The sequence below is a fragment of the Ensifer sp. 2TAB8 genome (assembly GCF_052115125.1).
GTDB lineage: Bacteria > Pseudomonadota > Alphaproteobacteria > Rhizobiales > Rhizobiaceae > Ensifer.
In genome coordinates, this window is the sequence record NZ_JBFRGB010000023.1 from 17,082 (window position 1) to 40,856 (window position 23,775).

Consider the following 23,775-nt stretch of genomic DNA (forward strand, 5'->3'; position numbering starts at 1 on the left):
TAGCCATCAACCGTTAAGCCGCAAATAACGTGACATCACCGCTTCATGACATCAAGAGCCGCGGATACACCGGCAGCTTTTCCAATCTTGAACGCCTCCTGGCGACCTGGCGCAGCGTCGAGAGGCCGGAAGTGGATAATGGTGATGCGGCGCCGGCTCGGATTGGGCTCGCCGCCAGAACACTTGACAATGCGCCTGTGCGTGATCCGCAAAGCGGTCATTTGATTGCACCGGTTGTCACCGCTACTCTTTGCATCAAGCCGCGCGGCGCGCTTACCATCCAATCAAGCACGGAAAGTGGATGCCCTCAAACACGGATCACAGACGTTTGCTGTTTTGCGCAGCTTCTCCATGCGATTTCGCGGAATATTTCATGGCCGGACTTCGGCGAAACTCGAAGAATGGATCGATGATGCCATTCATTCTGGCCTCATTCTCCCGGCCCGTTTTGCCCGGGTTCCTCGCGGCGATATAGACGCCGTCTGTAACGCCATCTCCTGGAGCAATGGTCAGGCGGGGGTCAGATTAACCGACTGAAGACGATCAAGTGCGCAATGTATGGCCGAGCGGGTTCAGAACTTCTAAGAGCGCGAATGATGCCAATCAAATCGGCCGATCTCCACACAAAGTGAGGCAGACCCCAGTTAAATGCCAAACGACATCCGTTGCTCCGCGAGCCTTTGAAGGCGGAGCATGTGAAGCCGCGCCTTATCGGCCACTGGGGTACGACGCCGAGCCTCAACTTCATCTATGCCCATCTCAACCGCATCATCCGGATGCGCGATGCCGATGTCCTCTATATCGGCGGCCCCGGCCACGGCGGGCCGGGCATTGTGGCCAATACCTATCTGGAAGGTACCTATTCGCAGGTCTATCCCGAGATCGGCGAGGACGAGGCGGGGCTGAAGGCGCTGTTCCGGCAGTTCTCCTTCCCCGGTTGTCGACCCGAGCGGTGGACGCATGACTCTCGGCGACGAGCTGATCTATGACGATTGATGGAAGATCCGCGATCTGCGCGCGTTGAGGCGCGACAAAATCGGCTTTGTCTTCCAGGCGCCTTACCTCATTCCCTTTTTGGACGTGACCGACAATGTCGCCCTGCTTCCCATGCTTGCCGGCCGTGATCCGGATCCACAACGACATGGCTATCAAATTCGGAACGGCGATCATCGTCGTCACGCACGACGAAAAGATCATCCCCACCCTCAGGCGCATCTACCACATCCGCGACGGTTCACCCACGAAGAAGCAGGCGAAGGGCGCGGCTTCGACACAGGCCCGTGAGAACGATTATCTTGCCGCTGCAACTGTGGCGGTGTTTGCTGACCGGAAGCTGACGACAATTCCTGCCGATCGTCAGTAGCCCGTCAGTCCCTCTGTGCATGATTTCCTCCATCAACAACACACAGCCCAGGAGAATAAATCATGAGAAAGACATTGGCAGTGCTTGCACTGCTCGCGGCGCTTCCGGCAACGTCCGCGTTTGCTGGAGAAGTGTGCGACGTTCCGCCTCAGAAGAGGCAATCCTTCGAAGCGCTCGGGAAGCTTGCGGGCGACTTCGGATGGACCATCGACAAGATGAAGATCGACGATGGCTGCTACGAACTTCGTGTCACTGACACCAGCGGAAACGTCCTCAAGGTGAAGATCGATCCCGCAACGCTCGAGGTCGTCGATGGCAGCGTCAAGCGCTTCGGCGATGGCAGCACCATCGGTACGTCGCCGGAGACGGAATTGGACTAGCGATGGTTGCGTTGCGAGTGGGCTTGGCCTCGAAGCTGTCTATCTGTGGGTGACACCGGGCCGCCCGGCGGGCGAGCGATCTTGGTCTTGATCGCAGACCTGCCGGGATCTGGTGATCGCTCAATGGCCGTAGACCGCGTAGTTGGCGAGTGAGGTTCCAAAGGCCGGATGTATCTTGAAACGATCCTTTAATTAGAATAATTCTAAACTGAATATCTCGCTGCGTTTTCCATCACGGAATGAGGTTGCGTCGATGCAGCATCATCCCGCTGCACAGACATCACTGCCCGGAGCACCATTGATGCGCGCCCTTCACAAGGAAAATCATCTAATCCAACGCATAGGCTGGCTTCGGGCGGCTGGACTGGGCCGCCAATGACGGGTTGATCTCGACGTCGAGCCTGATCGTCGGTGTCGCGACGGCGACCAACGCCTCACATGAGATCCTTGTTGCCGGCGTGGCCGGTCTGGTGGCCGGGGCGATGTCGATGGCCGCGGGCGAATATGTGTCCGTCAGCTCGCAGGCCGATACCGAGGAGGCCGACATGGCGCGGGAGCGTCACGAACTGGGGACGCAGCCGGAGGCCGAACTGGCCGAGCTAGCCGCGATCTACGAGCAGCGCGGCGTGGCCCCGGATCTGGCCCGGCAGGTCGCCGAACAGATGATGGCGAAGGATGCCTTCGAAGCCCATGGGCGGGACGAACTCGGATTGGCGAGCCATGTGATGGCAAGACCGGTTCAAGCCGCGCTGACCTCGGCGGTCACGTTTGCGGCGGGCGCCGCTTTGCCGTTGATCGTCGCCCTGCTTGCGCCGGCCGGAACGGCTGCATGGACCGTATCCCTTGCTTGCCTCATCGGTCTTGCCATCCTCGGCGCAATCGGGGCACGGGCGGGCGGCGCCAGCATCTCGAAACCGACCATCCGGGTGGTGTTCTGGGGCGCCGTCGCGATGGCCTCGACCGCATTGATCGGCTCCCTGATCGGCCGGGCGGTGTGACGATGAAACGCGTGTCGTTCGATTTCCAGACCGTCATGTCGGCAATTGCGGTCCTCGGGATGATGCTGGCCGTCATCGGGACCTGGCCGGCGGCGGAAGGGCTTTCCATTCTAAGGTCGCCCGGTCTGGCGATGGTCTATTTAGCCGGCGGGCTTCCCGCCACCTGGAGCGCCCTGACGGCGTTGTGGCGCGATCATATCCTCGACATCGATCTGCTGATGGTCGTCGCGGCCGTGGCGGCGGCGATCGTCGGGGCGCCGTTCGAAGGCGCGGTGCTGCTGACGCTCTTCAGCGTGTCGACCACGCTCGAACATCAGGCTTTGGGACGCGCACGCCGGGCTGTTGAGGCGCTCATGGCGCTCCGGCCGGAGACGGCTTTCCGCAAAAGGGAGGATGGCACCGTCGTGGAGGTTCCCGCTGCGGAGCTTGCCGTCGGCGATGTGGTGGTGCTGCGTCCGGGCGGACGCGTGCCGACAGACGGTGTGATCCTGTATGGCCACGGCGGGATCGACGAGGCCAATATCACCGGTGAGTCGATGCCGGTCTCCAAGGAACCGGCGACCAGGTCTTCGAGGCGACCGTCAATCTTGACGGGGTCCTTGACGTGACCGTCACCAGGACGGTCGGCGACAGCACGATCGCGCGCATGATCCAGCTCGTCACCGAGGCGCAGGAAGCGAAGGCGCCATCCGAGCGCTTCAGCGCGTGGTTCGGCCAGCGTTATACCGTCGGTGTCCTGCTGGGCTCCGCTCTGGCCCTTGCGGTCTTCTATTGGCTTGGCCGCGACTGGGAGCAGCCCCTCTACAAGGCCGCGACCCTGCTGGTCGCCGCCAGTCCCTGCGCGATCGTGATATCGGTCCCGGCAGCGATCCTGTCGGCGCTCTCCGCCGCGGCGCGAGGCGGCGTGCTGTTCAAGGGGGGCGGTGCGCTTGAAACGCTCGCCGCTGTCGATACCTTCGCCTTTGACAAGACCGGGACCCTGACCAATGGACGTGCGGAGGTCACGCGCATTGTCGCCCTGGATGGTGAGGATCGCCGTTTCCTTTCGCTCTTTGCCGGGCTGGAAGCGCATTCCGAGCATCATATCGCTGCCGCCATCCGTCGTGAGGCTCTGGTTCATGGCGTTGAGCCGGCAGCGGTCGTGGACGTGACCTCCCATCCGAGCGCCGGTATCGTCGGCTACGATACCTTCGGCCCGATATGGGCCGGCAATGCCCACCTCGTCGGAGAGATGGGTGCCTCGGTGGATCATGTCGCGTTCCGGGAACTCGCCGACAGCGCTCAAACCGTGGTCTATCTCGGGCGCGGTGCGACCGTTCTGGGGGCGGTCAGTGTTGCGGACGAAGCAAGAGCCAGCTCAGCCCCGGCGCTGGCCGCGCTTCGCGCCGGTGGTATCAACCGCATCGTCATGATGACCGGCGACCGCAGGCCGGTGGCCTTGCGCATCGGTGCGGAACTTGGCCTTGCGCCCGACGAGATTCATGCCGAGATGCTGCCGCAGGACAAGGTGCTCCAGGTCGGCGACCTCGCGCGTGGTGGCAAGGTCGCTTTCGTTGGCGATGGCGTCAACGATGCCGCCGCATTGGCTCGTGCCGATGTCGGCATCGCGATGGGAGCGGCGGGGTCGGACGTCGCACTGCAGGCCGCCGACGTCGCCCTGTTGTCGGAAGACATGAAGAAGCTGGCCGATGCGCACCGGCTGGCACGGCGGACGGCGTCATCATCCGACAGAATCTCGTCGTCGCGATCGGCGCGATGCTGCTGCTCGTGACCGGCGGCCTGTTCTTCGACCTGCCGCTTCCGCTCGCGGTGATCGGACACGAAGGCGGTACCGTTCTGGTCGTGCTGAATGGTCTACGCCTCCTGTCGGACGGAATCCGCACCGGCGACGGGAACTTCCACCGTTCTCGTCAATCTGAGCTCCAGGATCGAGCAGGCAGCACGTCCGGATCGCGGGCGACCTCGCCCACCACACCATGATCGGCCCCAGTGCTGATAGGTCGGCAGCCAGACCTTCCCTGTCCTAAAAAACCGCAAAGGTACACAAATGCTGACTTTGACATGGCTCGGCGCGGCCGGAACCGTAACCGGGTCGAAACATCTCCTTACACACGACGGTCACCGCATCCTTATCGACGGACTGTTCGAGGGACCCAAGAACCTGCGCGAGCTGAACTGGGAGAAGCTTCCGGTTCATCCGGGGGCGATCGACGCGGTCATCCTGACGCATGCTCATCTCGACCATTCCGGATAGTCGCCGGCATCGGATAACACATGCCTCGTCTCACTTGCGCCAGATCAAGAAAGGTCCTTTGCCAATGGCGTATCAGGGGGAAAATGAAGGATCGGATTGTGGTCAAGGCAGAAGAACTACCCTCAAGTTTCCGCCACGTGCGGTTGGTTCTCACTCGCGGCAAAGATCATCCGGAGGGAGATCGGGCAGTAGGCTATGATCTTCTGGTTCCGCTCAACCACGAAGGGTTCCTTGATCCGCTCGAATGGAAGAAATCTCGCGACGCCTGTCGCGTCCGATATTTCCGGGACGGTAAGACGGCCCGCATCGGGCTGTTGCGGCGCAAGCCCGGCGGGCAGTGGTATTTCGATTACGAGCCGGGTGATCGGGACGACGAGATCGGTTTCCGCCTGGGCGAGGAATGCTTCCGACTTGGCGAATACATCTCGGTCGGGCGGGAAGGCGCGTTTGTCACCTATCAGGTCGCGCGCGTCGAAAAGCCCTGACGCCGGGGCGAAATTGCAGAAAAGGAGAAAGAACCTTGTCGAATACACCTCACACTCTTGGCGACGAATTCCCGGACCAGATGGACGCCATTCATGCCCTGAAGGCGAAAAGCCCCGAGTTTGCGCATGTTTTGACGGAATATGACGCGGTGAACGACAAGATTCATCGGTCCGAGACACGTCTCGACGCCATTTCTGAAGCAGCCGAGGCCGATCTGCGCCGCCAGCGGCTGATGCTAAAAGACAAGATCGTGGCATCGCTCCGCAACGCGTGACGGGACAGCGAGGCCGCGTTTTGCTGCCCCGCTTGCATTACCCGGTTTCGGGGAGATCAGTGACACCACTTTCCCCGAAACCATCGCCTACAGCCGACCAGACCGACCATCAAGGCCCGAGTGTGGCTGCATGCCCGGCCGCAATCTCCCCCTCACCGAAGGCGGCGATACCGGCAGCGTTTGCCTCGTCGGTTTCGATGTGCATTTCGGTGAATGCCTTCTCGCCGACGAGTGCCAGAACTTGCGTAAAGGTCAGTCCGCGGGCGCCGTGCACCGACGCGCACATCGATCAATTCCCGGTCCGCGAGGCCAAGCCTGGCCGCGTCCTGCGGGGTGGCATGGATGTGGCGCGCCGCCACGATCAGCCCGTCACTCAAGAGCTTGCCGGCCGGGCCGATCAATGTCACAGAAGGTGTACCGTCAAGCTGGCCGCTTTCGCGCAACGGCACGTCGATGCCGAGCACGAAGCTGTCGGTACGTGAGACCTCCACTCGCCGACGCTCCCACAACGGTCCGAGAATAGCAACCCGCTCCAGTCTTTCTTTCGGACCTTCCAGTGTTACCCGCTCTTGCGCTGCCCAATGCCCCGGTTGGCGGAGCGGCTTTGTCCGCCTCAAGGTAGTCCTTGCCGAACAAAGTTTCGACGGCTGCGGCCGAAAATGGACGTGACGACCGGAAACGGCCACCGGGATCGTTTCAGTGGCCGGCGCTTTACGGGCAAGCGCATGCGCCGTCTCGCGAGCGATCATCAATTGCTCTGCCGTTTCCGTCACGATGACACGAACACGCGAGCCGTAGGACTGAGTTTGCGGAGCGGCATGGTCGGATAGATCCGGCGCGTCATTGCGGTCGAAGTCGAGTTGCACCCCCATGAACGCAAGGCCGTCGCAGATGCGCCTTCGCATCGAGGCGATATCGAATACACCGAATTTGAGACTGGAGCTGCCGGCGTTCAAGACGAGAATTTTCATTCAGTTTCCCTGATCGTTGAACAGTGTTCCGTGGTCTGCGGGGTGATGCGCCGAAGTGCGTTCAGGCCCTGGCAAAGTTGTTGGTTGCTGGGCCTCAGTTCACAGACGGCCAATATACAGAGACGCTGCCGTGCCGGTCGCAAGGCCGAGCACACTAAGGGCGCCGACGCGCCCGCCGATCCTTGAGCCTCCGACCCATGCCGCCATCACGGCTTTGACAAGTGTATTCATGGCCACGGCGATCAGGATCGCATCCGCCGCAAGACCGGGCTCGATCGAATGCGACGCCAGGCGGGCCATGGAGATCGAAATCGCATCCACATCGGCGATCCCCGAAGCGGCGGCTGTCACCAGGACGCCCGCATTCCCGAATGACTGCTGAAGCAGATGCGACACCACCATGACCATGGTGATGAGCGTCCCCATTTTCAGGGCGGGCGCCAATTCCAGGGGGTTGGTGATCGTAAGTTCCGGCTGTTCGGAGGAGCCGCGACTCTGCAACAGCAGGAGCCCGGCGCCGATGGCGAGCACGCCACCGCCGATGAGGAACGGCCATTTGAGGTGCGGAAGCAAGCTTTGGTTCAAGGCCGTCGCCACGACTGCGACGCGGATGATCATGGTCAAGCCGGAAAGAAGCACGCCGCAGGAAAGCAGCGTGCTGGACTCGGGGTGTCGGCGGGCAAGCCTTGCCAGCGTCAAGGTCGTCGCTGTCGAAGAGGCGAGCCCGCCCGCAATCGCCGTCATCAGGACCCCAAGCCGGTCCCCGAACACGCGGACAGCGACGTAGCCGGCGAAGGAGACTGCGGCAATCAGGATGGTCAGCAACCAGATCTCATATGGATTCACGGTGCCCCAGGGATCGACCGGCCTGTTCGGCAGGATCGGCAGCATGAGAAAGGTCATTGCCAGAAGCGTCAGGCCCGACCGGATCTCATTCCAGCTCAGCGATGCGACCCAACGATGCAACGGCTCGCGCAGGGCAAGCAGCACAGCCGTGGCAACAGCCCCCGCGATGCCGGCTGCAAGGTCGCCGACGACGGCAAGCGTTCCCAGCAGGAACGTGGCTATGCCGGCGACGACGGATGTCGCGCTGTAATTTCGTTCGGCCCGCGCTTCGAGCCAGTGATAGGAGGTGAATGCCGCGGTGAATCCCAGGAAGACAAGACCGATCACGAGGCCTGAGTCGAACTGCCGGGCCAGGGCGCCGGTAATGCCGCCGGTGAGACCGGTCAGCGCGAACGTTCGTAGACCTGCCGCTCGCTGATGGTCTTCCTCGTTGCGGGTACGCCATCCATGCTCCAGGCCGATCAGCAGACCGATCGAAAGCGATATCGCAAGGCGGCTGAGCAGGGCGTCAGTGTCCATAGTCTCCCGAGTTGCCTTTCAGCATCTGGCGTCGATGTCGATGATCATTTGTCTATGAAGAACCTTGCCTCAAACCCGTCAATTCTGCCGCTCGCGGGGGATTGGAGTTCTATCCGCCCATTTGTTCCGGCAGCGATGGTCCGGGCGATGGCGAGCCCGAGGCCGGCCCCTCGCACCAGAGCCTGACCGCGCTCGAAGGGCTCGCTCAGCCGCGCAAGCACTGCGGAAGGCACGACCGGGCCGGCGTTCGTGACGCGCAGACAGCCGTCTGCCGACAAGGTGACGGCGACTGGCTCGTCCCGCACGCCATGCTTGAGGGCGTTTTCGATCAGGTTCCGGGCCAGGATGGCGAAGGCGTCGGCGTCGATGCTTGCGAACACCGGCGCGTCTGGCAGTGCCAAGTCGATGCGCCCTGCCGTCTCGGCCTGCCCGTCGAATTCGCTCACAACCATCCGCAGGATGGCGCCGATCGCGACCGGCGCCTCGGCGAGAAGGCGTCCGCCCTCGGCTCTCGCCAGTTGCATGAGTTTCTCGGTGAGGCGGGAAAGGCGCCGCAAGGCGATCTGCATATCCTCGGCGCGCTCACGCGTGGCGTCGTCCGGCGCTTGCGCGATCATGCGCTGCGCCTGCGCCAGTGCCGCAGCCACCGGTGTCCGCAGTTCATGGGCCGATTTGGCCGCGAGACTGCGCTCGGCCTGCAAGGTACGCGTCAATCGGTCCAGGAGGTGGTTGACCGCTTTGGCGACGGGGCCGATCTCCGAAGGCAGGTCCTCCGCGTCGATGGGTGTCAGATCACCGCTGCCGCGCGCTTCGATCTGCGAGCGGAAGGTCCGAACCGGGGTCATGGACAGCCGGACAATGACCCAGATGCCTATCAAGCCGAGCGGGACAATGACGGCGAGCGGCAGGCTCAGCCCGAGCAACAATCGTCCGGCGGTCGTCCGGCGATGCGACAGGGGCTCAGTGATGGTGATGGTCAGGTTCTGCTGGAGGGTCGCGTCGGAGTAGAGGCGGTGCGTCGGCGTCGTGGCAAAGCCCATCCCGGAAAACGGCGGGAATGCAGCGAGGTCGGCGCTGTGCGACCGCAGCAGAACCTTGCCCGCCGCATCGCGCACGACGTAGGTGAAATACTCGTCGTGCTGTCGGAGCGTGGCAACGCGCTGTTCGGTGTCGTCGGTATCGCGGCCGATGATCTCGATCGCCGCAAGCGGCAGGATGCGTTGCGCCGTCTCTTCGAGGGCGCTGTCGAACACCTTGTCCATTTCATGGCGCAGCATCTGCGCGGTCACGACCGCGGCAAGTGCCCACAACACCGTCAGCCCCAGCCCCAGCCATAGCGACAGCCGCCATTGCAGGCTTCTGGGCCGCATCATCTTGCCGTTCCAAGACGATACCCGATGCCCCGCACCGTATCGATCGCGCCGTGGCCGAGCTTCTTTCGCAGTCTGCTGACGTGAACCTCGATCGTATTGCTCTCGACCTCTGCGCCGAACGCATAGAGCCGGTCTTCGAGCTGCGCCTTGGTCATCGCGATGCCGGGCCGCTGCAGAAATGCTTCGAACAGCGCCCATTCGCGACCGGTAAGCTCGACAGGGCGCGCGCCGTGCATCACGGTCCGGGCGGCGAGATCGACGCGCAGATCGCCGATCTCGATGAGAGGATTCGGGTTGCCGCTGTATCGCCGCGCCACGGCATTCAGCCGCGAAGAGAGTTCCGACAGATCGAACGGCTTGATCATGTAGTCATCGGCGCCGGCATCGAGGCCCGCGATGCGGTCGGAGATCTGGTCGAGCGCCGTCAGGATGATGACCGGCGTCACGCTGCCCTCGGCTCGAAGCTTTTTGAGAAAGACGATGCCCAATCCGTCCGGGAGCATCAGGTCGAGCAGGATGAGATCGTATGCCGCGCTTTGGAGATGTTCGCGCGCCGCATCGAGCCGTGTCACCCAGTCCACCGAGTGGAGGGTCGCGACCTGCTCGCGCACGGCCTTTCCGAGGATTGCATCATCTTCGATCAGTAGAACTCTCATCCCAAGGTCACCCCGACTCGCCATCCTCCTACCTAGCGTCCGATGCTGTCGGTTTGTTGAAGACCGGCCCAACGCCGCTTCAGGCGTTCGTCAGGAAAGCGTGCCATGGTTCCCCCGAAAGCGCGTTGATCAGGAACAATGAAACGATGAAACATTTGCTGGCCGCGATTCTCGTTCTGGCGTTCTCCGGTCCCGGTATCGCTAAGGCTGACGACGACGATTGCCATGTCTCGATGGATCGATGGAAGCCGCGGGAAGCGGTCGAGACAATGGCCGCCGGTCAAGGCTGGGCCGTTGCCAGGATCAAGATCGACGACGGCTGTTACGAAATCCGGGGAACAGACCGGAACGGCCTGGCTTTCAAGGCCAAGGTCGATCCGGAAACCCTCGAAATCGTCAAGTTCCGGCACAGGGATCGCGATGACGACCGTCACGGATCGAGGCGTCAGCGGCCGCCAGCCTCGGAGAACGACGCCGTAGGTGGGACATCCTCCAACACCCTGCTCGGGGCGACCGTGCGGCCCAAAACCACCATCAAGTAGCAGTCCCATCTCGCTGTCGCTCAAGCACTGCGACCGTCGCAAGGAGATTCCGCCATGCCTCATGATCCGGCCCGTTATTCCAGAAGCATGATCGTCATCCACTGGCTGACGGCCCTGCTGATCCTCGGGGCCTGGCTGACCTCGACGGGAGGCCGTCATATGGCCGAAAACCCGCCCTTGCTGCATTTCTCGTTCGGGTTGGCCGTGCTCGTCCTGGTGCTTCCGCGCTTGATCCTGCGCCTTGTGGGCGGAAACCCGGACGCGCCCCAGTCCAATGGCCGTCTCGCCCTTGCCGCCAAAGCCGGACATGCGCTGCTGTATCTCTTCCTGATTGCCCTGCCGTTGAGCGGTTGGTGCGCTGCCTCGCGCCTCGGTGTTCCCGTTTCCTTCTTCGGCTTCCAGCTTCCGGCGATCACCGAGCGGGTGCAGGGCGCACCGGGCCTGATCGCGGACATTCATGAGAATGCCGGCACGATCATCCTCTACCTCGCCGGACTGCATGCCGCGATGGCGGTCTGGCACCAGTACGTCCTGCGCGACGGGACGCTGCAGCGGATGTCCCCACGCTGACGCAGTGGCAGAAACACGCGCCCGAACGGAGCGTGGCTGGCTGCCGTCTTGTTCAGTCCCCGGAGCTTTCGCGGCTGGCCTGCCGACAGGCCGGCCGCTCCTGCATCTGCGGACCTGACCGTTTCCGATGCTTCCTGACGAAGTGCTGACGGAAAATCCCGATGACCGTCAGGCAGCCCTCAGGCGTCTTCGCCACAGTGACGAGGACGGGTCGGCGCTCTGTGACGACCCGGACACCGTTTCCTCGCAAAAGGCAAGCCGACATGAAATCGCTTCTCTCAGTTCTCGCCATGACAACCGCCCTCACGCTGCCCGGCCTCGCCATGGCCCGGCCGGTGACATTGACCACAACGCTGACCAACTATGGCGGCGACGGCGCGTATCTCGCGCTCTATGTCACCGATCCCCAGGGCAAATATGCCGGCACGCTCTGGGTCGCTGGCGGAAAGTCCAAATATTACGAGCATCTTTCGGGTTGGTATCGCGCCACTGGCGGCCGCGCCGGTATCGACGGCATTACCGGGGCCAGCGTCGGTGCGGGGCGCACCCTGGAGATCTCGCTCGACCTTGCCGATGCGCTTTTCGACGCAGGTTACACGCTGCATGTCGACGCAGCCGTGGAGGACATGCGTGACAGCCCCAACGAGGTCGCCGTTCCCCTGACGGTTGCGAGCGCGAAGACGCCCGTTCGCGGTCGACGCTACGTTTCGACCGTTGCCTACTCCTTCTAGGCGGTGAAGGACATGATTCGTGTCATCCATCGCTGGCCAGGCCTTCTGGCCGCTCTTTTTCTGCTGGTCTTGAGCCTTAGCGGTGCAGCACTCTCGCTGTTTCCCGCCGCCGAACGGTTGTCCGCCCCGCAAGCCGAGGCAGGGCTTTCCGTCGCGACGCTGGCCGGGCGCATCCTCACCGTCCACCCTCAGATAGAACAGATACGTCGCGCGCCCTCCGGCAAGATCACCGCCTACTGGTTCGAGGATGGGGTGCCTCAGGCCGCCCTCATCGATCCCGCAACAGGGCTGGGTGTCGCCTCCAGCGATCCGAATGCTGTCTTGCAGTGGCTTACCGGCCTGCACCGGTCGCTCTTTCTCGGTGACGGCGGGCGCATCGCAGGGGCAGTGGGCGCTGCCGCCATGCTGGTCCTGGCTGTGTCCGGCGCCATGCTCGTCGCACGCAGGGCCGGCGGCTGGCGGCGATGGTTCGCGCCGATGCGCGGGCCGCTCGCTGGACGATTGCATGTCGAGATCGCGCGCTTGACCGTCGCGGGCCTCGTCTTGTCCTCGGTCACCGCATTGTGGATGACGGCGTCGACATTCGATCTCCTGCCCGACACGGCCACATCTCCCGTCGCCCACATCGAGGCGAGCGGCCGGGCCGGCATGGCCGCATCGCACATGAATCTGCTGAAACGGACACCGGTCACCGAACTGCGCAGCCTGGCGTTTCCCGACCCGGCCGATGCGACGGATGTCTTCACGCTGAAGACCGATCGCGGCACGGGCTATCTGGATCAGGGCACCGGCGTGCTGCTGGCCTGGAGCGACCTGACCGGATGGCAGCGCCTCTCGGAGATCATCTATATGCTGCATACCGGTCGAGGCGCGGCCGCCTTGGGCCTCGTGCTCGGCATGATGGCGCTCGGCTTGCCGGCGATGGCGGGCACCGGCCTCATCCTGTGGCTGGCGGGTCGGCGCGGGCGCCCCCGAATTCACGGCAATGTAACGGCTGGACGTGCAGAAACGATGCTGCTTGTCGGCAGCGAGAGCGGAAACACATGGAGCTTCGCTGCGACGCTGCACGCCGCACTGACGAAGCTCGGGCAGGCGGTTCACACCGCGCCGATGTCGTCTTTCGATCCTGAGCGTTACCGGCATGCCCGGCGCATTCTCATCCTTGCGGCAACCTATGGCGATGGCGATGCGCCCACTTCGGCGCGGGGGTTCCTCGATCGCCTGCAAGCCCTGCCGGCAGAGCCAGCCATTCCAGTGGCCGTGCTCGGCTTCGGTGACCGCAGCTTCCCGGCCTACTGCGCTTTTGCCCAGGTCGTCGCGAGGACCGCCGAGGCGCGAGGGTGGAGCACGCTGATCCCATATGACACCGTCGACCGGCAGTCACCGCAGGAATTTGCCCGTTGGGGACGATCGCTGGGTGAAGCGATGGGGATCGGGTTGGAGCTTGTCCATCGGCCAGCCTTGCCGGCGGCCTCCCCGTTGACCCTCGTTTCGCGACGCGAATACGGCGCAGAGGTGCAAGCTCCGACCGTGATCCTGCGGTTCGCGCTACCCAAAGTCCCGTTCTGGCATCGGTTGGCCGGGCGTGGCTTCGGTCGGTTTTCGGCAGGCGATCTTCTCGGCGTGCTGCCCGAGGGCTCGTCCGTTCCCCGGTTCTACTCGCTGGCTTCGGGACGGTGCGACGGCTTCATCGAGATCGTCGTGAAGAAGCATCCGGCGGGGCTTTGTTCCGGGCAGCTCTTCAATCTGGAGCCAGGATGTGCCGTTCGCGCATTCATCCGCAGCAATCCGGGCTTCCATGCCGGCAGGAGCAGGACACCGCTGATCCTGATCGGAGCTGGAACAGGGATAGGGCCGCTGGCGGGCTTCGTGCGTGCCAATGCGCGCCGCCGTCCGATCCACCTGTTCTTCGGAATGCGTCATCCTGCCAGCGATTTCCTCTACAAGGACGAACTGACGTGCTGGCGCCGCGAAGGGCGCCTTCACCGGCTCGTCGGGGCGTGCTCGCGCGGGCGGATGCCGCGCTATGTCCAGCACGCCCTCCTTGAGGAAGCCGCCCAGATGACGACCCTGATCCGTGGGGGCGCGAGAGTCATGGTCTGTGGTGGGCGCGATATGGCTGTCGGCGTTTCGGCGGCGCTTGCCGAGCTTCTAGCGCCAGCCGGATTGACGCCGGCACTGCTCAAGGCGGAGGGACGCTATGTCGAAGACGTCTACTGATCCGATGAGGCACACGCTTAACGGACCGACCATGGGAACGCGCTGGTCGGCGCTGTTCTACACCGCGGCAGGGTTCGATCCAGAGCCGGTTCGGCACGCTCTTCAAGCGGAAATGGACGAGGTGGACGAGCAGATGTCCACCTGGAAGCCCGACAGCGCTCTGATGAGGTTGAACGCTGACCCAGTCGGCGACTGGATCGAGGTCCCGGCTCGTCTGGCTGACGTGCTGCATCTTGCGCTCGAAATCGGCCGCGCGTCCGGCGGGGCCTTCGATATCGGCGTGGGCGATGCGGTTGGCGCCTGGGGTTTTGGCCCGCACGCGGCCGACCGGACCCTGATCCAGAAGGCACTCGCGACACCGCGCCAACCCACCCATGCCGCGCTCGAACTCGATCCTGTTCGCGCGACGGTGCGAAAGCGCGCGCCGATCACCATCGACCTCAACGGCATTGCCAAGGGATATGGCGTCGACCGGCTGGCCGCGATCCTCGCGCGCTTCGGCATAACTTCCGGCCTCGTGGGAATTGACGGCGAGATGAGGGCAATCGGTTTGCGTCCCGACGGTGAGCCTTGGAATATCGCCATTGAAAGTCCCGACACGGCCCGTCGAGCGCGGCATTCCATCCTCGCCTTGCAGGATGCTGCGGTCGCTACCTCTGGCGATTACCGGCATTGGACTGTCGTGAACGGTCGCCGTCTCTCACACACCATGGATCCGCGCCGCGGTGCGCCGCTGCTGTCGTCGCCCGCTTCGGTCACAGTCGTCGCACGAACCTGCGCTGAAGCCGACGCCTGGGCGACCGCGTTGATGGTTCTCGGTCCGACGTCCGGGATCGAGCTTGCCCAGCACCTTGGCCTCGACGTGCTGTTTCTTCTGCGCGACGCCTCTGGTCGAGTCCGGCCAATAGCGACAGGGCCACATTTTTAGGCAGGCTGGGAGACCTGTCGGAGGGTTCCTGAGGTCTATCGGCAAAGATTGAAACAATCGCACAATTCGGACTGACGGGACCGGAAAATGGCCGTGCCTCCTGGTGGCGGGTGGACTTTGGCCAGCCATTCTTGTCCGGGAACGCCGCTCCACACCAATGCGTCGGAGAACGACCTGCGCAGCCTCGTCAAGCGCAAGATCTCCGGCGGCACGATGAGCGCGATGGTCGTGTGGCGCGCGACACCATGCTCGGGCTGATGAAAACCTGCCGCAAGCTCGGGCTGTCGTTCTGGCACTATCTCGGCGACCGCCTGCAACTCGACGGTCCGCCCATCCCGCCGCTGGCCACTCTGGTCGCGGCTAAGGCTTGAACACGGCTCTCCACTTTGCAAACAGCCCCGGCAAGGAGAACTACCTTGGGTCAGCGTCGATGCCACGGACATGTGTGCACAACGCCGCAAGACTGCTCCGATCTCGATGACCGAAAACCACCGTGCTTCCGCGACTCAACCCGTCTGTCCCCAAATGTGGATTTTAGTTTGCGATTTCAAACGGTGAAATGTCATATGCCCGTTAGCTTTAGCCGGTAAAAGCGGTCTTATTTTCCGCTAACGATTTCAGTGAAACTCCGACTTTGCCAAAGCGATTGCACAACCGGCCCTTGACGCCTCGCGCGATTTTGGACGAGCAATGGTCGACCGCGCGTCGTGTGGCTCATGAACTGGACAAGATTGTCGATGGTTCCGGTCCAACACACGCCGCCGTTGAACGGGCTGCGGCCGAGCTACGACTGTCCGTGCGGCAAGTTTATAATCTGCTTGCCCGATACCGCAGCGAACGGACGGTCACGGCTTTGCTGCCGCGCGCCGCCGAAACCCGACGCAAACGGCTGCCAGAAGGCATCGAGGCAATCATCAGCAAGACACTGCGCGAGCAATGGCTGACGCTCGAGGCCCCTCCTCTCGCACCGGTCGTCGCCGAAATTCGTGCGCGCTGTGAAGAGGCCGGCCTTGCCCTGCCGTCCTATGTCACCGTTGCCCGGCGCATCCCGGCGCTGTTTTCGCCCGAAGAGATCGCCAGAAAGCGGTCGGCCAATCCAAAGCACCTGCTGCGGCTGAAACCGCGTCCAGGCTATATCCACGCAGCGCACCCGCTCGACGTCTGTCAAATCGACCATACGCCGACCGATATCAATTTCGTGGAGGTGGTCGACGGAGGCGGACTGTTCGTTGGCCGTCCTTACCTGACGATCGTCACCGACGTTGCGACCCGGTGCATTCTGGGGTTCTGCCTCGCACTGGAAAAGCCTTCGGTCCTGTCTGTCGCACTTTGTCTTGCCCAGGCCCTGTGCCCGAAAGAGGCATGGCTTGCGGCCCGCAACCTCGATCATGCCTGGTCGATGTTCGGCCGGCCAAAGCTGCTCGTCACGGACTCGGCAAAGGAATTCAAGGGGCATGCGTTCCAACGCGGTTGCGATGACTATGGCATTCGTATCCGCTATCGCGATCGCGGCCGCGTGCATCAGGGCGGCGTGGTCGAGCGGCTGCTGGGCAAGCTCAATGCTATACTTGCCGCATACCCCGGGTCTTCGGGGCGCTCGGTGGCAGACCGTGACGAATATCCGTCCGAGCGGCGTGCGCGTCTGAGCTTCGCGGAGCTGGAACGCTGCATCGCGCTTGCCGTCATCGATCACAATCTTCAGGAAAACGCCAGGACGCTGAAGGTGCCGATCACGGAGTGGCAACGCAACAGCGCGGCTCTGCCCCGCTTCGACGATGATCCGCAACAGGTACTGCTATCGTTTCTGCCAGGAACGGAACGGCATTTGTCGCCGCAAGGGATCAACATGTTCGCCTTGCACTATTACGCGCCTTGGCTTGGTAGCCTCATTCCGCAGCGCGACCGGCTCGGAAAGCTGGAAGTGCGATACGACCCGCGGGACATCAGCCATGTCTACGTCCGCGACCCGGAAACCCGGCAGTTTCGTCCCGTCGAGCGGCGCGATGGCCAGTTGACCTCACTGACGCTGTGGGAGCACGAGGCTGAGCGGGCCGGCCAGCGTGCCGCAAACCACCGCTCAAGCAACGAGAAAGTGGCGATCCGCCGTGAAATCGCCGCCATTGTTGAAGCGGCGAAACCGTCCAAGCGCCAGTTGCGCGATGCCGTGCGTAGGGCGCACGCCACCGCCGCAGCAAAACCCTATCAGGCCATGCGGCCACCAGTGTCTGATCCCGCGCAACACCCGGTGCGCCAGAAGCGCCGGTTGCCGGTAGAGGATTGGTAGCCCCCGCATGTCCGATCATTTGCTTGATCATGTGCGGTCGTATCTCGACCGTGATCCCAACGAGCGCATTGCCTATGTCCGCGCCCCGCGATGGATCGGGCACCAGGTTGCCAAGGACACCCATCGACAGCTGGCGGATTTGCTGTCGCGACCAGCGTCGTTGCGGACGCAGGGCCTGATGCTGGTTGGGCCCTATGCCAACGGCAAGACGATGATCGCCGAACGCTTTGCCGTTGAACATCTGCGAACCGCATCGAAACAGAAGGTGTGGATCGTCCAGACCCGCGAAGGCGCTGGCCTCGGTCATTTCTATGCAAGCATACTTCAGGCATTGCGGGCGCCGATCGGCGACCGCAGCGTGGGTCGAAAGGCGGAGCAAGTCGATCACTTGCTGGGCAGTCTCAGGCCGAGGGTCCTGATCTTCGACGAGTTCCACAATGCGCTACGCGGCCGGACGCGTGACATCGAGGCGATCTTTGCGCTCCTGCGACGGATCGGTCGCCAGTACGATATCGCACCGGTGCTGATCGGGGAGGTGGCCGTCTACGACTTCGTCAACGCCACCAGCGAGATGGCGAGCCGGTTCGATCTGCTCTCAGTCCCGCGGTGGCACTATGACGAGGATTTTCTCTCGCTTCTCGACAGCCTCGAGGCAGCACTGCCGCTGGCTCGTATCTCGGATCTGTCGGACGAACGGCTGGCGCGGCAGATATTCAACCTTTCGGAGGGATTGATCGGCGAGATCGTCACCATCGTCACCAAGGCGGCAGTCGCCGCGATCGGCTCCGGTGCGGAGCGGATCACGAAGGCGGGCATTGACGCGTTGCACTATGTTCCGATCTCGCACCGGCGCAATTCGGCGCTGCGCGAGAGCCTGCTATGACGATAGCCGACAGGCCAGGCGTAGCAATCGGGATCGGCGAGCGATACCGCGACGTTGTCTCGGACCGGTGGCCCGCCATCGTCGCCCCGCAGCATGACGAATTGCTGTCGAGCTGGCTGCGCCGGCTTGCCTATGCCAACGGTGTTGCGCCGCGTGCGTTCGCCCGTGTGCTCGATTTAGGCCCGGGGATGCGGGCGGCATCCGTGGACCTTAGACTTCCCGCCGACGTCGCCCGCCTGCTCCACACACATACGGGCCTTTCTCTGCGAAAGCTCTCGGCGATGCCAATGACATCGTCGCCGCTGAAGCCGCTCTTGCTTCCGCTTCGCAGCGACGGTCGCCGGGGCAGTTCGACCTGGCTGCAGTTCTGCCCGCGATGTCTTGCCGATGACGCTCAGCCGTATTTTCGGCGGCGCTGGCGGTTTGCAACCCAGGTTTCATGTCTGATCCACGGGTGCGGATTGCGTGACCGATGCCCTTCCTGCGCCAATCGCATCGCGGCCTTCGATCAGGACGAGCTCGTCCCGCAACATTTCTGCGATATCTGTGGCTTCGATTTGCGGCGTGCGTCGAATGTCGCTGTCCGTGCTCCGGCAAGGAGGCTCGACCGTTGCATCCATGATATCTGTCGCCTGGAAGCAATCACCGGATCTCTGACCACAAGTAGCCTCGTTCAGCGCTTGCTGGACATGCCAGCTGCCGCCGACGTCTATCCCACATTGAACCTGGTCGGCCTGTCCACAGCGGCGCGTATACGGTGCATGGAACGCCTGGCCGAGCAGCCGGTCAATTGGCTGACGACAGAAGACGACTTTGTCGTCGCCCATCGGCGGCGTTTGATTTTGGCGGCAGGTGGGCATGCCCCCTTGATCGCCCATATCGTCACAACGCTGGAGCGGCGAGCGCAACGCCACCTCCCGACGAGCCGGCCTCCACCGGCTGCGGAGCTTCCAGCCGTTCTGGGCGCCTACTTACGCATCAGGGAGGCAGCTCATCCGCCGACCCGTCGAAACCGCGGTCCTGTCGGCGATCGATGAAGTGTTGATACCGATGCCAGCGGTGCGCCGGAAATGGGTGACGTCGTCCCAAGGGGGACGGCCGCCATGCAACTCTGCTGTGCGGAACAACCGGTCGCGCCTAGCGCCAACCTGGCAATTGTCCGTGGGCCCTTGCCACCGGCCCGGCCTCTTCAGCCCATAAAAATGCAACGCCAACTGCCCCACCCCAAGGCCGAATTCTGTTCTCTCTCGAATTTTGCGTATCGGGTCCGATTTTGACTAGCAGTCATGGAAAAATCGACTTTCACCCTTCCCCATTTCCATTTCACCAATGGCGATCGATTCACGCGCAGAAGGAGTTTTGTAGGGGTGTCGGTGAGAACATGATCGACATCGCCAATGCTTCTCGCAAGATCAAGGACAGTGAAGTCGAGGCATGCAAGGCCGCCGGCGTGACCGAGATCCAGGAAATTAGGGATGGTCTTGTCGTCGATATCGACGGCGACTACACCGAAACGCCTGCCCGCATCGCATCGAACAAGAACGGCATTGGTGTCTTCGGCCTGTAATTCTACGAGCACCATCTTGGTGACTTCGGCTCGCTAGCCCTTTTCATCCAGGAAAGACGAGTTCATCTGGCTGCTTCACCGAGATGAGCTGAGGCTAGTCCTGGTCGTCACCGTCCGAACCTGCCCCTGCGAACTCCTCCTTCACGAGAGCCTGCCGGCTGAGCAATCCCGCGTCCTCCAATCGCTCCAGGTCGGGCAAGTCGCGGAGTGTCTCCATGCCAAAGACGGAGAGAAAGTGCTTCGTCGTCACGTAGGTATATGGCGCGCCAGGCGTGGGGCTGCGTGGTCCGGAGCCGAGGAACCCGGCGTCGCGCAGGCTGGCAATCGTGTCGCGGCTGACTTCTTTCCCGAAGACTTTCGACAGCTCGCCGCGCGTCACCGGCTGCAGATAGGCAATCGCCATTAGCACCGACGCCTCATGTTCAGACAGGCGGGCTACCCCCGAGCGGGTCGGCGCTTGAGACGCCCGGATCGCCGCTGCGTATGCCGATCGGCTTCGATGTTGCCAGCCGCCGGCAACAGTAACGATGTCATAGGGGCGTGCGCGCAGTTCCTCACGCAGATCATCGATCAGCAAGTCGATGCTGCAGTCCTTGCCAACCACACGCGCCAAGGTCTCACGGGTGACGGGTTCGGCGGAGGCGAAGATCACCGCCTCGACGCGCAGCATCCATTCACGCCAGCGAAGTTCAGCCGGCAGATCCTCCAATTCCCGATCAAACAGCTGTTCAGCTGCAGCGTTCACTTTCGAGTTCGAGCTCCTCTTTGCAGTCGCTCCGGTCATCGTCACAACCCATAAATCCGGAAGGACGGCCGTCCCGACAGTTCGCGCACAGCACCTGCGGCTTCCAGCCGTTCAAACAGGCGCTTGCTCGCCCAGCGGGACAGGTCCGTCCCCGGCGCCGAAATCGGCACGGCATCGTCATCGAGCAGTTTACGGATGACCGGTTCGGCGCCCTTGGTGCGCACCTTCGACGCGGTCGCGACAAGCAGGTCCGCGCGCCGGGCAATCTCGCCGGCCGAGCGCAGCGCAGCACCAGCGCCTTCGACCAGGGCGAGGCACACGGCACGGGGGAAGGCGGTCTCGCCTGGCCGCACCCGTCCTCTGCCCCCAAGCGTGCGGAAAGCCGGGCCATAGCGCTCGCCCATCAGCAGCGGCATGGGGAGCGGCCAGCTCAGCATGGAGGCGACCAGCGCATCGGCGAGTGCCCAGGCGAGTGGCTCGGCATCCGGACGTTCGGCACTGATGGCGCTCACCAGGTCCGCCGCGGCAAAGGGCACGGCACGGCCGGACTGCAGGGCATTATCGGCATGATCGACCGCCGCCGCCAGATCGTCGTCCCAGGCAAGCTCCAGCAGGTCAGCCAGTTCGGCCACATTTTTGGAGGAGAAGCCGGGCTTGCGGCTGACAAGCCTTCTGTAGGCCAGAAACACCTTTCCGGCCGGTCCCGGATCGTCGCCGGCGGCAGTGAGCAAAAGCGCGTCACGCAACGCGTGTTCGTCCTCGTTGCGCCCCATCAGCCGCACCGCCACGGCGGCACATTTCAGCGCCTGTCGCGCGCGCCAACAGCCGACCCACTGCGGTTCAGCTTTGACGAGATCATCGAGCGATTTCAGGGCGATGCCAGCTGCGAAGGCGGCGTCTGCCTCGTTCGGCTCACGGCCGCGGGGCAGCGCCCAGGCCGGCAGTTGAACGGACGGAAGGGACGGAAGGGACGGCGATGACGACGGGAGCGGGCGCGAATCCATGGTGTTCAGCTTATGCCGCGCGTGCGCTTATTGCCACCAAATTCGACACAAAGCGCACGGCTCGTCGACTGCCTATGATGTCCGATAATGTTGCCTTATCGGACGTTTTCCGCTTTATAGAAGGAATGGCCCAAATCGTCGCGCAAAACGGTAAAAATCACGCAAAAGAGACCTCTGCTCCGTCTGAAAGCACGGCCCATTCTGGTGATGATCCGGCGCTGACGGCGGCGGCGGAGAGCCCCTCCCCTCTTCCCGGCCATCTCGAAGACCTTGCCGATCGCGCCCGCGGCTATGTCGAGGCCGCGAGTTCCGCCAACACCCGCAAGGCCTATGCCTCCGATTGGAAGCATTTCTCCGCCTGGTGCCGGCGCCAGAACCTCGCTCCCCTCCCCCCGGATCCGCACGTCGTCGGCCTCTACATCACCGCCTGCGCCTCCGGGACCGCCGAGCGCGGCGTGAAAGCCAATTCCGTTTCCACGATCGAGCGCCGCCTGTCGGCGATCGCCTGGAACTATACCCAACGGGGCCAATCGCTCGACCGCAAGGACCGGGTCATCGCCACCGTCATGGCCGGGATCCGCAAGCGCCATGCCGCCCCGCCGCGGCAGAAGGAGGCGATCCTGCCGGAAGAACTCATCGCCATGCTCGAGACCCTGGAACGCGGCACGCTACGGGGCCTGCGCGACCGGGCAATCCTGCTCATTGGCTTTGCCGGCGGTCTGCGCCGCTCCGAAATCACCGGTCTCGACCTCGGACGCGATCAGACCGAGGACGGGCGTGGTTGGATCGAGATGCTCGACCAGGGGCTGCTGTTGACGTTGCGTGGCAAGACCGGCTGGCGCGAGGTCGAGATCGGCCGCGGCTCTGCCGACACCACCTGCCCGCTCGTCGCCGTCGAGACCTGGATCCGGTTCGCCAAGCTCGCCAAAGGCCCCCTCTTCCGCCGTGTCACCGGACGCGGCAAAGACGTTGGCCCCGACCGCCTGAATGACAAGGCCGTCGCCCGCCTCGTCAAGTCCGCAGCCCTTGCCGCCGGCCTGCAGGGCGACCTTGGTGAGGACGAGCGGGCGGCCAGGTTCTCCGGTCATTCGCTGCGCGCCGGCCTGGCCTCCTCGGCTGAGGTCGATGAGCGTCATGTGCAAAAGCAGCTCGGCCATGCGAGTGCCGAAATGACCCGCAAATACCAGCGTCGGCGCGACCGTTTCCGGGTCAATCTGACCAAGGCCTCCGGGCTTTGAAGGTTCCCTCCCCCGGTACCGCGCTGAAATCGTAAGGTAAAAATCGAGGGTCGAAATTTCAGCTTAGCGCTGCAATTGAAATTGTTAAGTAAAAGCCACAGCGATCCCGGCGTCCGAGATGGGCCGCAGCAGGCTCTGGATGGGCAATTTGGCGAGATTGTAAGGCATTGAAATCATGGTAAATGATTTCTTAAACGAACTCTATATCAAAATTAGAGTTTCTCACCTGGTATGATCGCTGGGAACGTTTATCGCTATCGATAGGGTCTCAGTATCGATAGTGATGGTTTTCGAGTCGCAAATCGCCTAGTGTCGGTCGCCCTGGATCGGTGGATTTGCCTGGAAATCCGGGCTTTTCAGCCGCTTTTCAACCTTGTCCAGCGGACTCATCCGCTTTGGCCGAATGGACTCACTGGATCCGAGCGGCCGGCGGAGAGCCATCCGCCAATCGACTTTTCCATCTCCTGGCCCACCAAAAACGACAGGGCGCGACCCGGCCCCCTTCCGGCGGGCCGATTTCCGGCCTTTTCCGCCACAGAAGCCCGCTGGCGCGGTTTCTTGGCCGCTTTCGGTCCGTCGGTCATCCGCACTTCCGTTTCGAGTCTGGAAGCCCTCTGTTCACACCATAAAACACGCTTGCAACCGCCCCTTTATCAGCGCGTTTCTTATTTGAACAACGATCCCGGAATCGGGCCTAGAAGTCCGTGGCAAAATCGCCGAAGAGCGGACGGATGAGCCACCTCGCCCGCGACCGCCCTCGTCCAGGCGGTTTCGGTCGCGGCCATCTTATCGGGTTTCTTCGTCCTCGAAGATTTCCTCGTCCCGTTGAGGTTCGAATGGAACCATTTCGCCGACGTCCGCTTACGCCCCAACCTCGCATTGTCCGGGCACAGCGACTGTGCTATTAGGTAGAATATAGAGATTCAGGAACCTTGGACGACAA

20 protein-coding genes and 7 pseudogenes are annotated in these 23,775 nt (G+C 62.9%); 20 read left to right on the forward strand and 7 right to left on the reverse strand.

Going from position 1 to position 23,775, the window contains the following annotated elements; all coding sequences use genetic code 11:
* Positions 1–44: 44 nt before the first annotated feature.
* The 9 genes and pseudogenes from AB4Z53_RS27515 to AB4Z53_RS27555 form a co-directional block, all read left to right on the forward strand.
* Positions 45–632 (forward strand): annotated as a pseudogene (locus AB4Z53_RS27515) (transposase); the annotation flags it as partial.
* A 27-nt stretch (positions 633–659) separates the two neighbouring features.
* A pseudogene (locus tag AB4Z53_RS27520) lies at positions 660–947 on the forward strand (phosphoketolase); the annotation flags it as partial.
* Between the two features lie 194 nt (positions 948–1,141).
* Complete coding sequence (locus tag AB4Z53_RS27525; protein ID WP_246802823.1) at positions 1,142–1,363, forward strand: hypothetical protein; 222 nt, start codon at positions 1,142–1,144, stop codon at positions 1,361–1,363.
* Positions 1,364–1,425: 62 nt separating this feature from the next.
* Positions 1,426–1,743, forward strand: coding sequence for a PepSY domain-containing protein (locus AB4Z53_RS27530; protein ID WP_060581920.1), 318 nt, complete (start codon positions 1,426–1,428; stop codon positions 1,741–1,743).
* A gap of 301 nt (positions 1,744–2,044) precedes the next feature.
* Positions 2,045–2,741, forward strand: a pseudogene (locus AB4Z53_RS27535) (VIT1/CCC1 transporter family protein).
* 2 nt (positions 2,742–2,743) lie between these two features.
* Positions 2,744–4,721 (forward strand): annotated as a pseudogene (locus tag AB4Z53_RS27540) (heavy metal translocating P-type ATPase).
* A gap of 67 nt (positions 4,722–4,788) precedes the next feature.
* Positions 4,789–4,995 (forward strand): MBL fold metallo-hydrolase, encoded by a 207-nt coding sequence (locus AB4Z53_RS27545; RefSeq protein ID WP_060581921.1) that lies wholly within the window; start codon positions 4,789–4,791, stop codon positions 4,993–4,995.
* Positions 4,996–5,078: 83 nt separating this feature from the next.
* Positions 5,079–5,480 carry a hypothetical protein gene (locus AB4Z53_RS27550; RefSeq protein ID WP_060581922.1) on the forward strand — a complete coding sequence of 134 codons (402 nt, stop codon included), beginning with the start codon at positions 5,079–5,081 and terminating at the stop codon, positions 5,478–5,480.
* A 35-nt stretch (positions 5,481–5,515) separates the two neighbouring features.
* Positions 5,516–5,755 (forward strand): YdcH family protein, encoded by a 240-nt coding sequence (locus tag AB4Z53_RS27555; RefSeq protein ID WP_023513018.1) that lies wholly within the window; start codon positions 5,516–5,518, stop codon positions 5,753–5,755.
* A 109-nt stretch (positions 5,756–5,864) separates the two neighbouring features.
* Here the strand turns inward: AB4Z53_RS27555 and AB4Z53_RS27560 are convergent, their stop codons facing one another.
* From AB4Z53_RS27560 to AB4Z53_RS27580, 5 genes and pseudogenes are all read right to left on the reverse strand, one after another.
* Positions 5,865–6,041, reverse strand: a complete 177-nt coding sequence (locus AB4Z53_RS27560; protein ID WP_246812644.1) for a PduL/EutD family phosphate acyltransferase — start codon at positions 6,039–6,041, stop codon at positions 5,865–5,867.
* 34 nt (positions 6,042–6,075) lie between these two features.
* A pseudogene (locus AB4Z53_RS27565) lies at positions 6,076–6,726 on the reverse strand (PduL/EutD family phosphate acyltransferase); the annotation flags it as partial.
* Between the two features lie 99 nt (positions 6,727–6,825).
* Positions 6,826–8,091, reverse strand: a complete 1,266-nt coding sequence (locus AB4Z53_RS27570) for an MgtC/SapB family protein (protein WP_060581924.1) — start codon at positions 8,089–8,091, stop codon at positions 6,826–6,828.
* A 44-nt stretch (positions 8,092–8,135) separates the two neighbouring features.
* Positions 8,136–9,464, reverse strand: coding sequence for an ATP-binding protein (locus AB4Z53_RS27575; protein WP_441598751.1), 1,329 nt, complete (start codon positions 9,462–9,464; stop codon positions 8,136–8,138).
* On the reverse strand, positions 9,461–10,120 hold the full coding sequence (locus AB4Z53_RS27580; protein ID WP_060581926.1) for a response regulator: 660 nt from the start codon (positions 10,118–10,120) through the stop codon (positions 9,461–9,463). The genes AB4Z53_RS27575 and AB4Z53_RS27580 overlap by 4 nt, the downstream gene beginning before the upstream one ends.
* A 146-nt stretch (positions 10,121–10,266) precedes the next feature.
* Here AB4Z53_RS27580 and AB4Z53_RS27585 point away from each other — a divergent pair, with 146 nt between their 5' ends.
* From AB4Z53_RS27585 to AB4Z53_RS27630, 10 genes and pseudogenes are all read left to right on the forward strand, one after another.
* Positions 10,267–10,662 (forward strand): PepSY domain-containing protein, encoded by a 396-nt coding sequence (locus AB4Z53_RS27585; RefSeq protein WP_112597211.1) that lies wholly within the window; start codon positions 10,267–10,269, stop codon positions 10,660–10,662.
* A gap of 54 nt (positions 10,663–10,716) precedes the next feature.
* Positions 10,717–11,232 (forward strand): cytochrome b, encoded by a 516-nt coding sequence (locus AB4Z53_RS27590; protein ID WP_060581928.1) that lies wholly within the window; start codon positions 10,717–10,719, stop codon positions 11,230–11,232.
* A 263-nt stretch (positions 11,233–11,495) separates the two neighbouring features.
* Complete coding sequence (locus tag AB4Z53_RS27595; RefSeq protein ID WP_060581929.1) at positions 11,496–11,963, forward strand: DUF2271 domain-containing protein; 468 nt, start codon at positions 11,496–11,498, stop codon at positions 11,961–11,963.
* A 12-nt stretch (positions 11,964–11,975) separates the two neighbouring features.
* A complete protein-coding gene (locus AB4Z53_RS27600) occupies positions 11,976–14,183 on the forward strand; it encodes a PepSY domain-containing protein (protein ID WP_441598752.1) in 2,208 nt (735 codons plus the stop codon).
* On the forward strand, positions 14,164–15,111 hold the full coding sequence (locus AB4Z53_RS27605) for an FAD:protein FMN transferase (protein WP_441598753.1): 948 nt from the start codon (positions 14,164–14,166) through the stop codon (positions 15,109–15,111). Before AB4Z53_RS27600 ends, AB4Z53_RS27605 begins: the two co-directional genes overlap by 20 nt.
* A gap of 135 nt (positions 15,112–15,246) precedes the next feature.
* Positions 15,247–15,482 (forward strand): annotated as a pseudogene (locus tag AB4Z53_RS27610) (IS66 family transposase); the annotation flags it as partial.
* A 263-nt stretch (positions 15,483–15,745) separates the two neighbouring features.
* Positions 15,746–17,395 (forward strand): transposase, encoded by a 1,650-nt coding sequence (locus AB4Z53_RS27615; protein ID WP_441598754.1) that lies wholly within the window; start codon positions 15,746–15,748, stop codon positions 17,393–17,395.
* Between the two features lie 7 nt (positions 17,396–17,402).
* The gene (locus tag AB4Z53_RS27620; RefSeq protein WP_441598755.1) at positions 17,403–18,278 is read left to right on the forward strand and encodes a TniB family NTP-binding protein; all 876 of its coding nucleotides are present in this window, start codon (positions 17,403–17,405) and stop codon (positions 18,276–18,278) included.
* Positions 18,275–19,315, forward strand: a complete 1,041-nt coding sequence (locus AB4Z53_RS27625; protein WP_441598756.1) for a TniQ family protein — start codon at positions 18,275–18,277, stop codon at positions 19,313–19,315. The genes AB4Z53_RS27620 and AB4Z53_RS27625 overlap by 4 nt, the downstream gene beginning before the upstream one ends.
* A gap of 314 nt (positions 19,316–19,629) precedes the next feature.
* A pseudogene (locus tag AB4Z53_RS27630) lies at positions 19,630–19,842 on the forward strand (hypothetical protein); the annotation flags it as partial.
* A gap of 97 nt (positions 19,843–19,939) precedes the next feature.
* On the opposite strand, the gene scpB reads toward AB4Z53_RS27630, so the two are convergent.
* Positions 19,940–20,629: an SMC-Scp complex subunit ScpB gene (gene scpB / locus AB4Z53_RS27635; RefSeq protein WP_441598757.1), complete on the reverse strand. Its 690-nt coding sequence runs from the start codon at positions 20,627–20,629 to the stop codon at positions 19,940–19,942.
* A 2-nt stretch (positions 20,630–20,631) separates the two neighbouring features.
* A complete protein-coding gene (locus AB4Z53_RS27640; protein WP_441598758.1) occupies positions 20,632–21,594 on the reverse strand; it encodes a DUF1403 family protein in 963 nt (320 codons plus the stop codon).
* Positions 21,595–21,719: 125 nt separating this feature from the next.
* Between AB4Z53_RS27640 and AB4Z53_RS27645 the strand changes: the two genes are divergently transcribed.
* Positions 21,720–22,832: a site-specific integrase gene (locus AB4Z53_RS27645; protein ID WP_441598759.1), complete on the forward strand. Its 1,113-nt coding sequence runs from the start codon at positions 21,720–21,722 to the stop codon at positions 22,830–22,832.
* Positions 22,833–23,775: the final 943 nt, after the last annotated feature.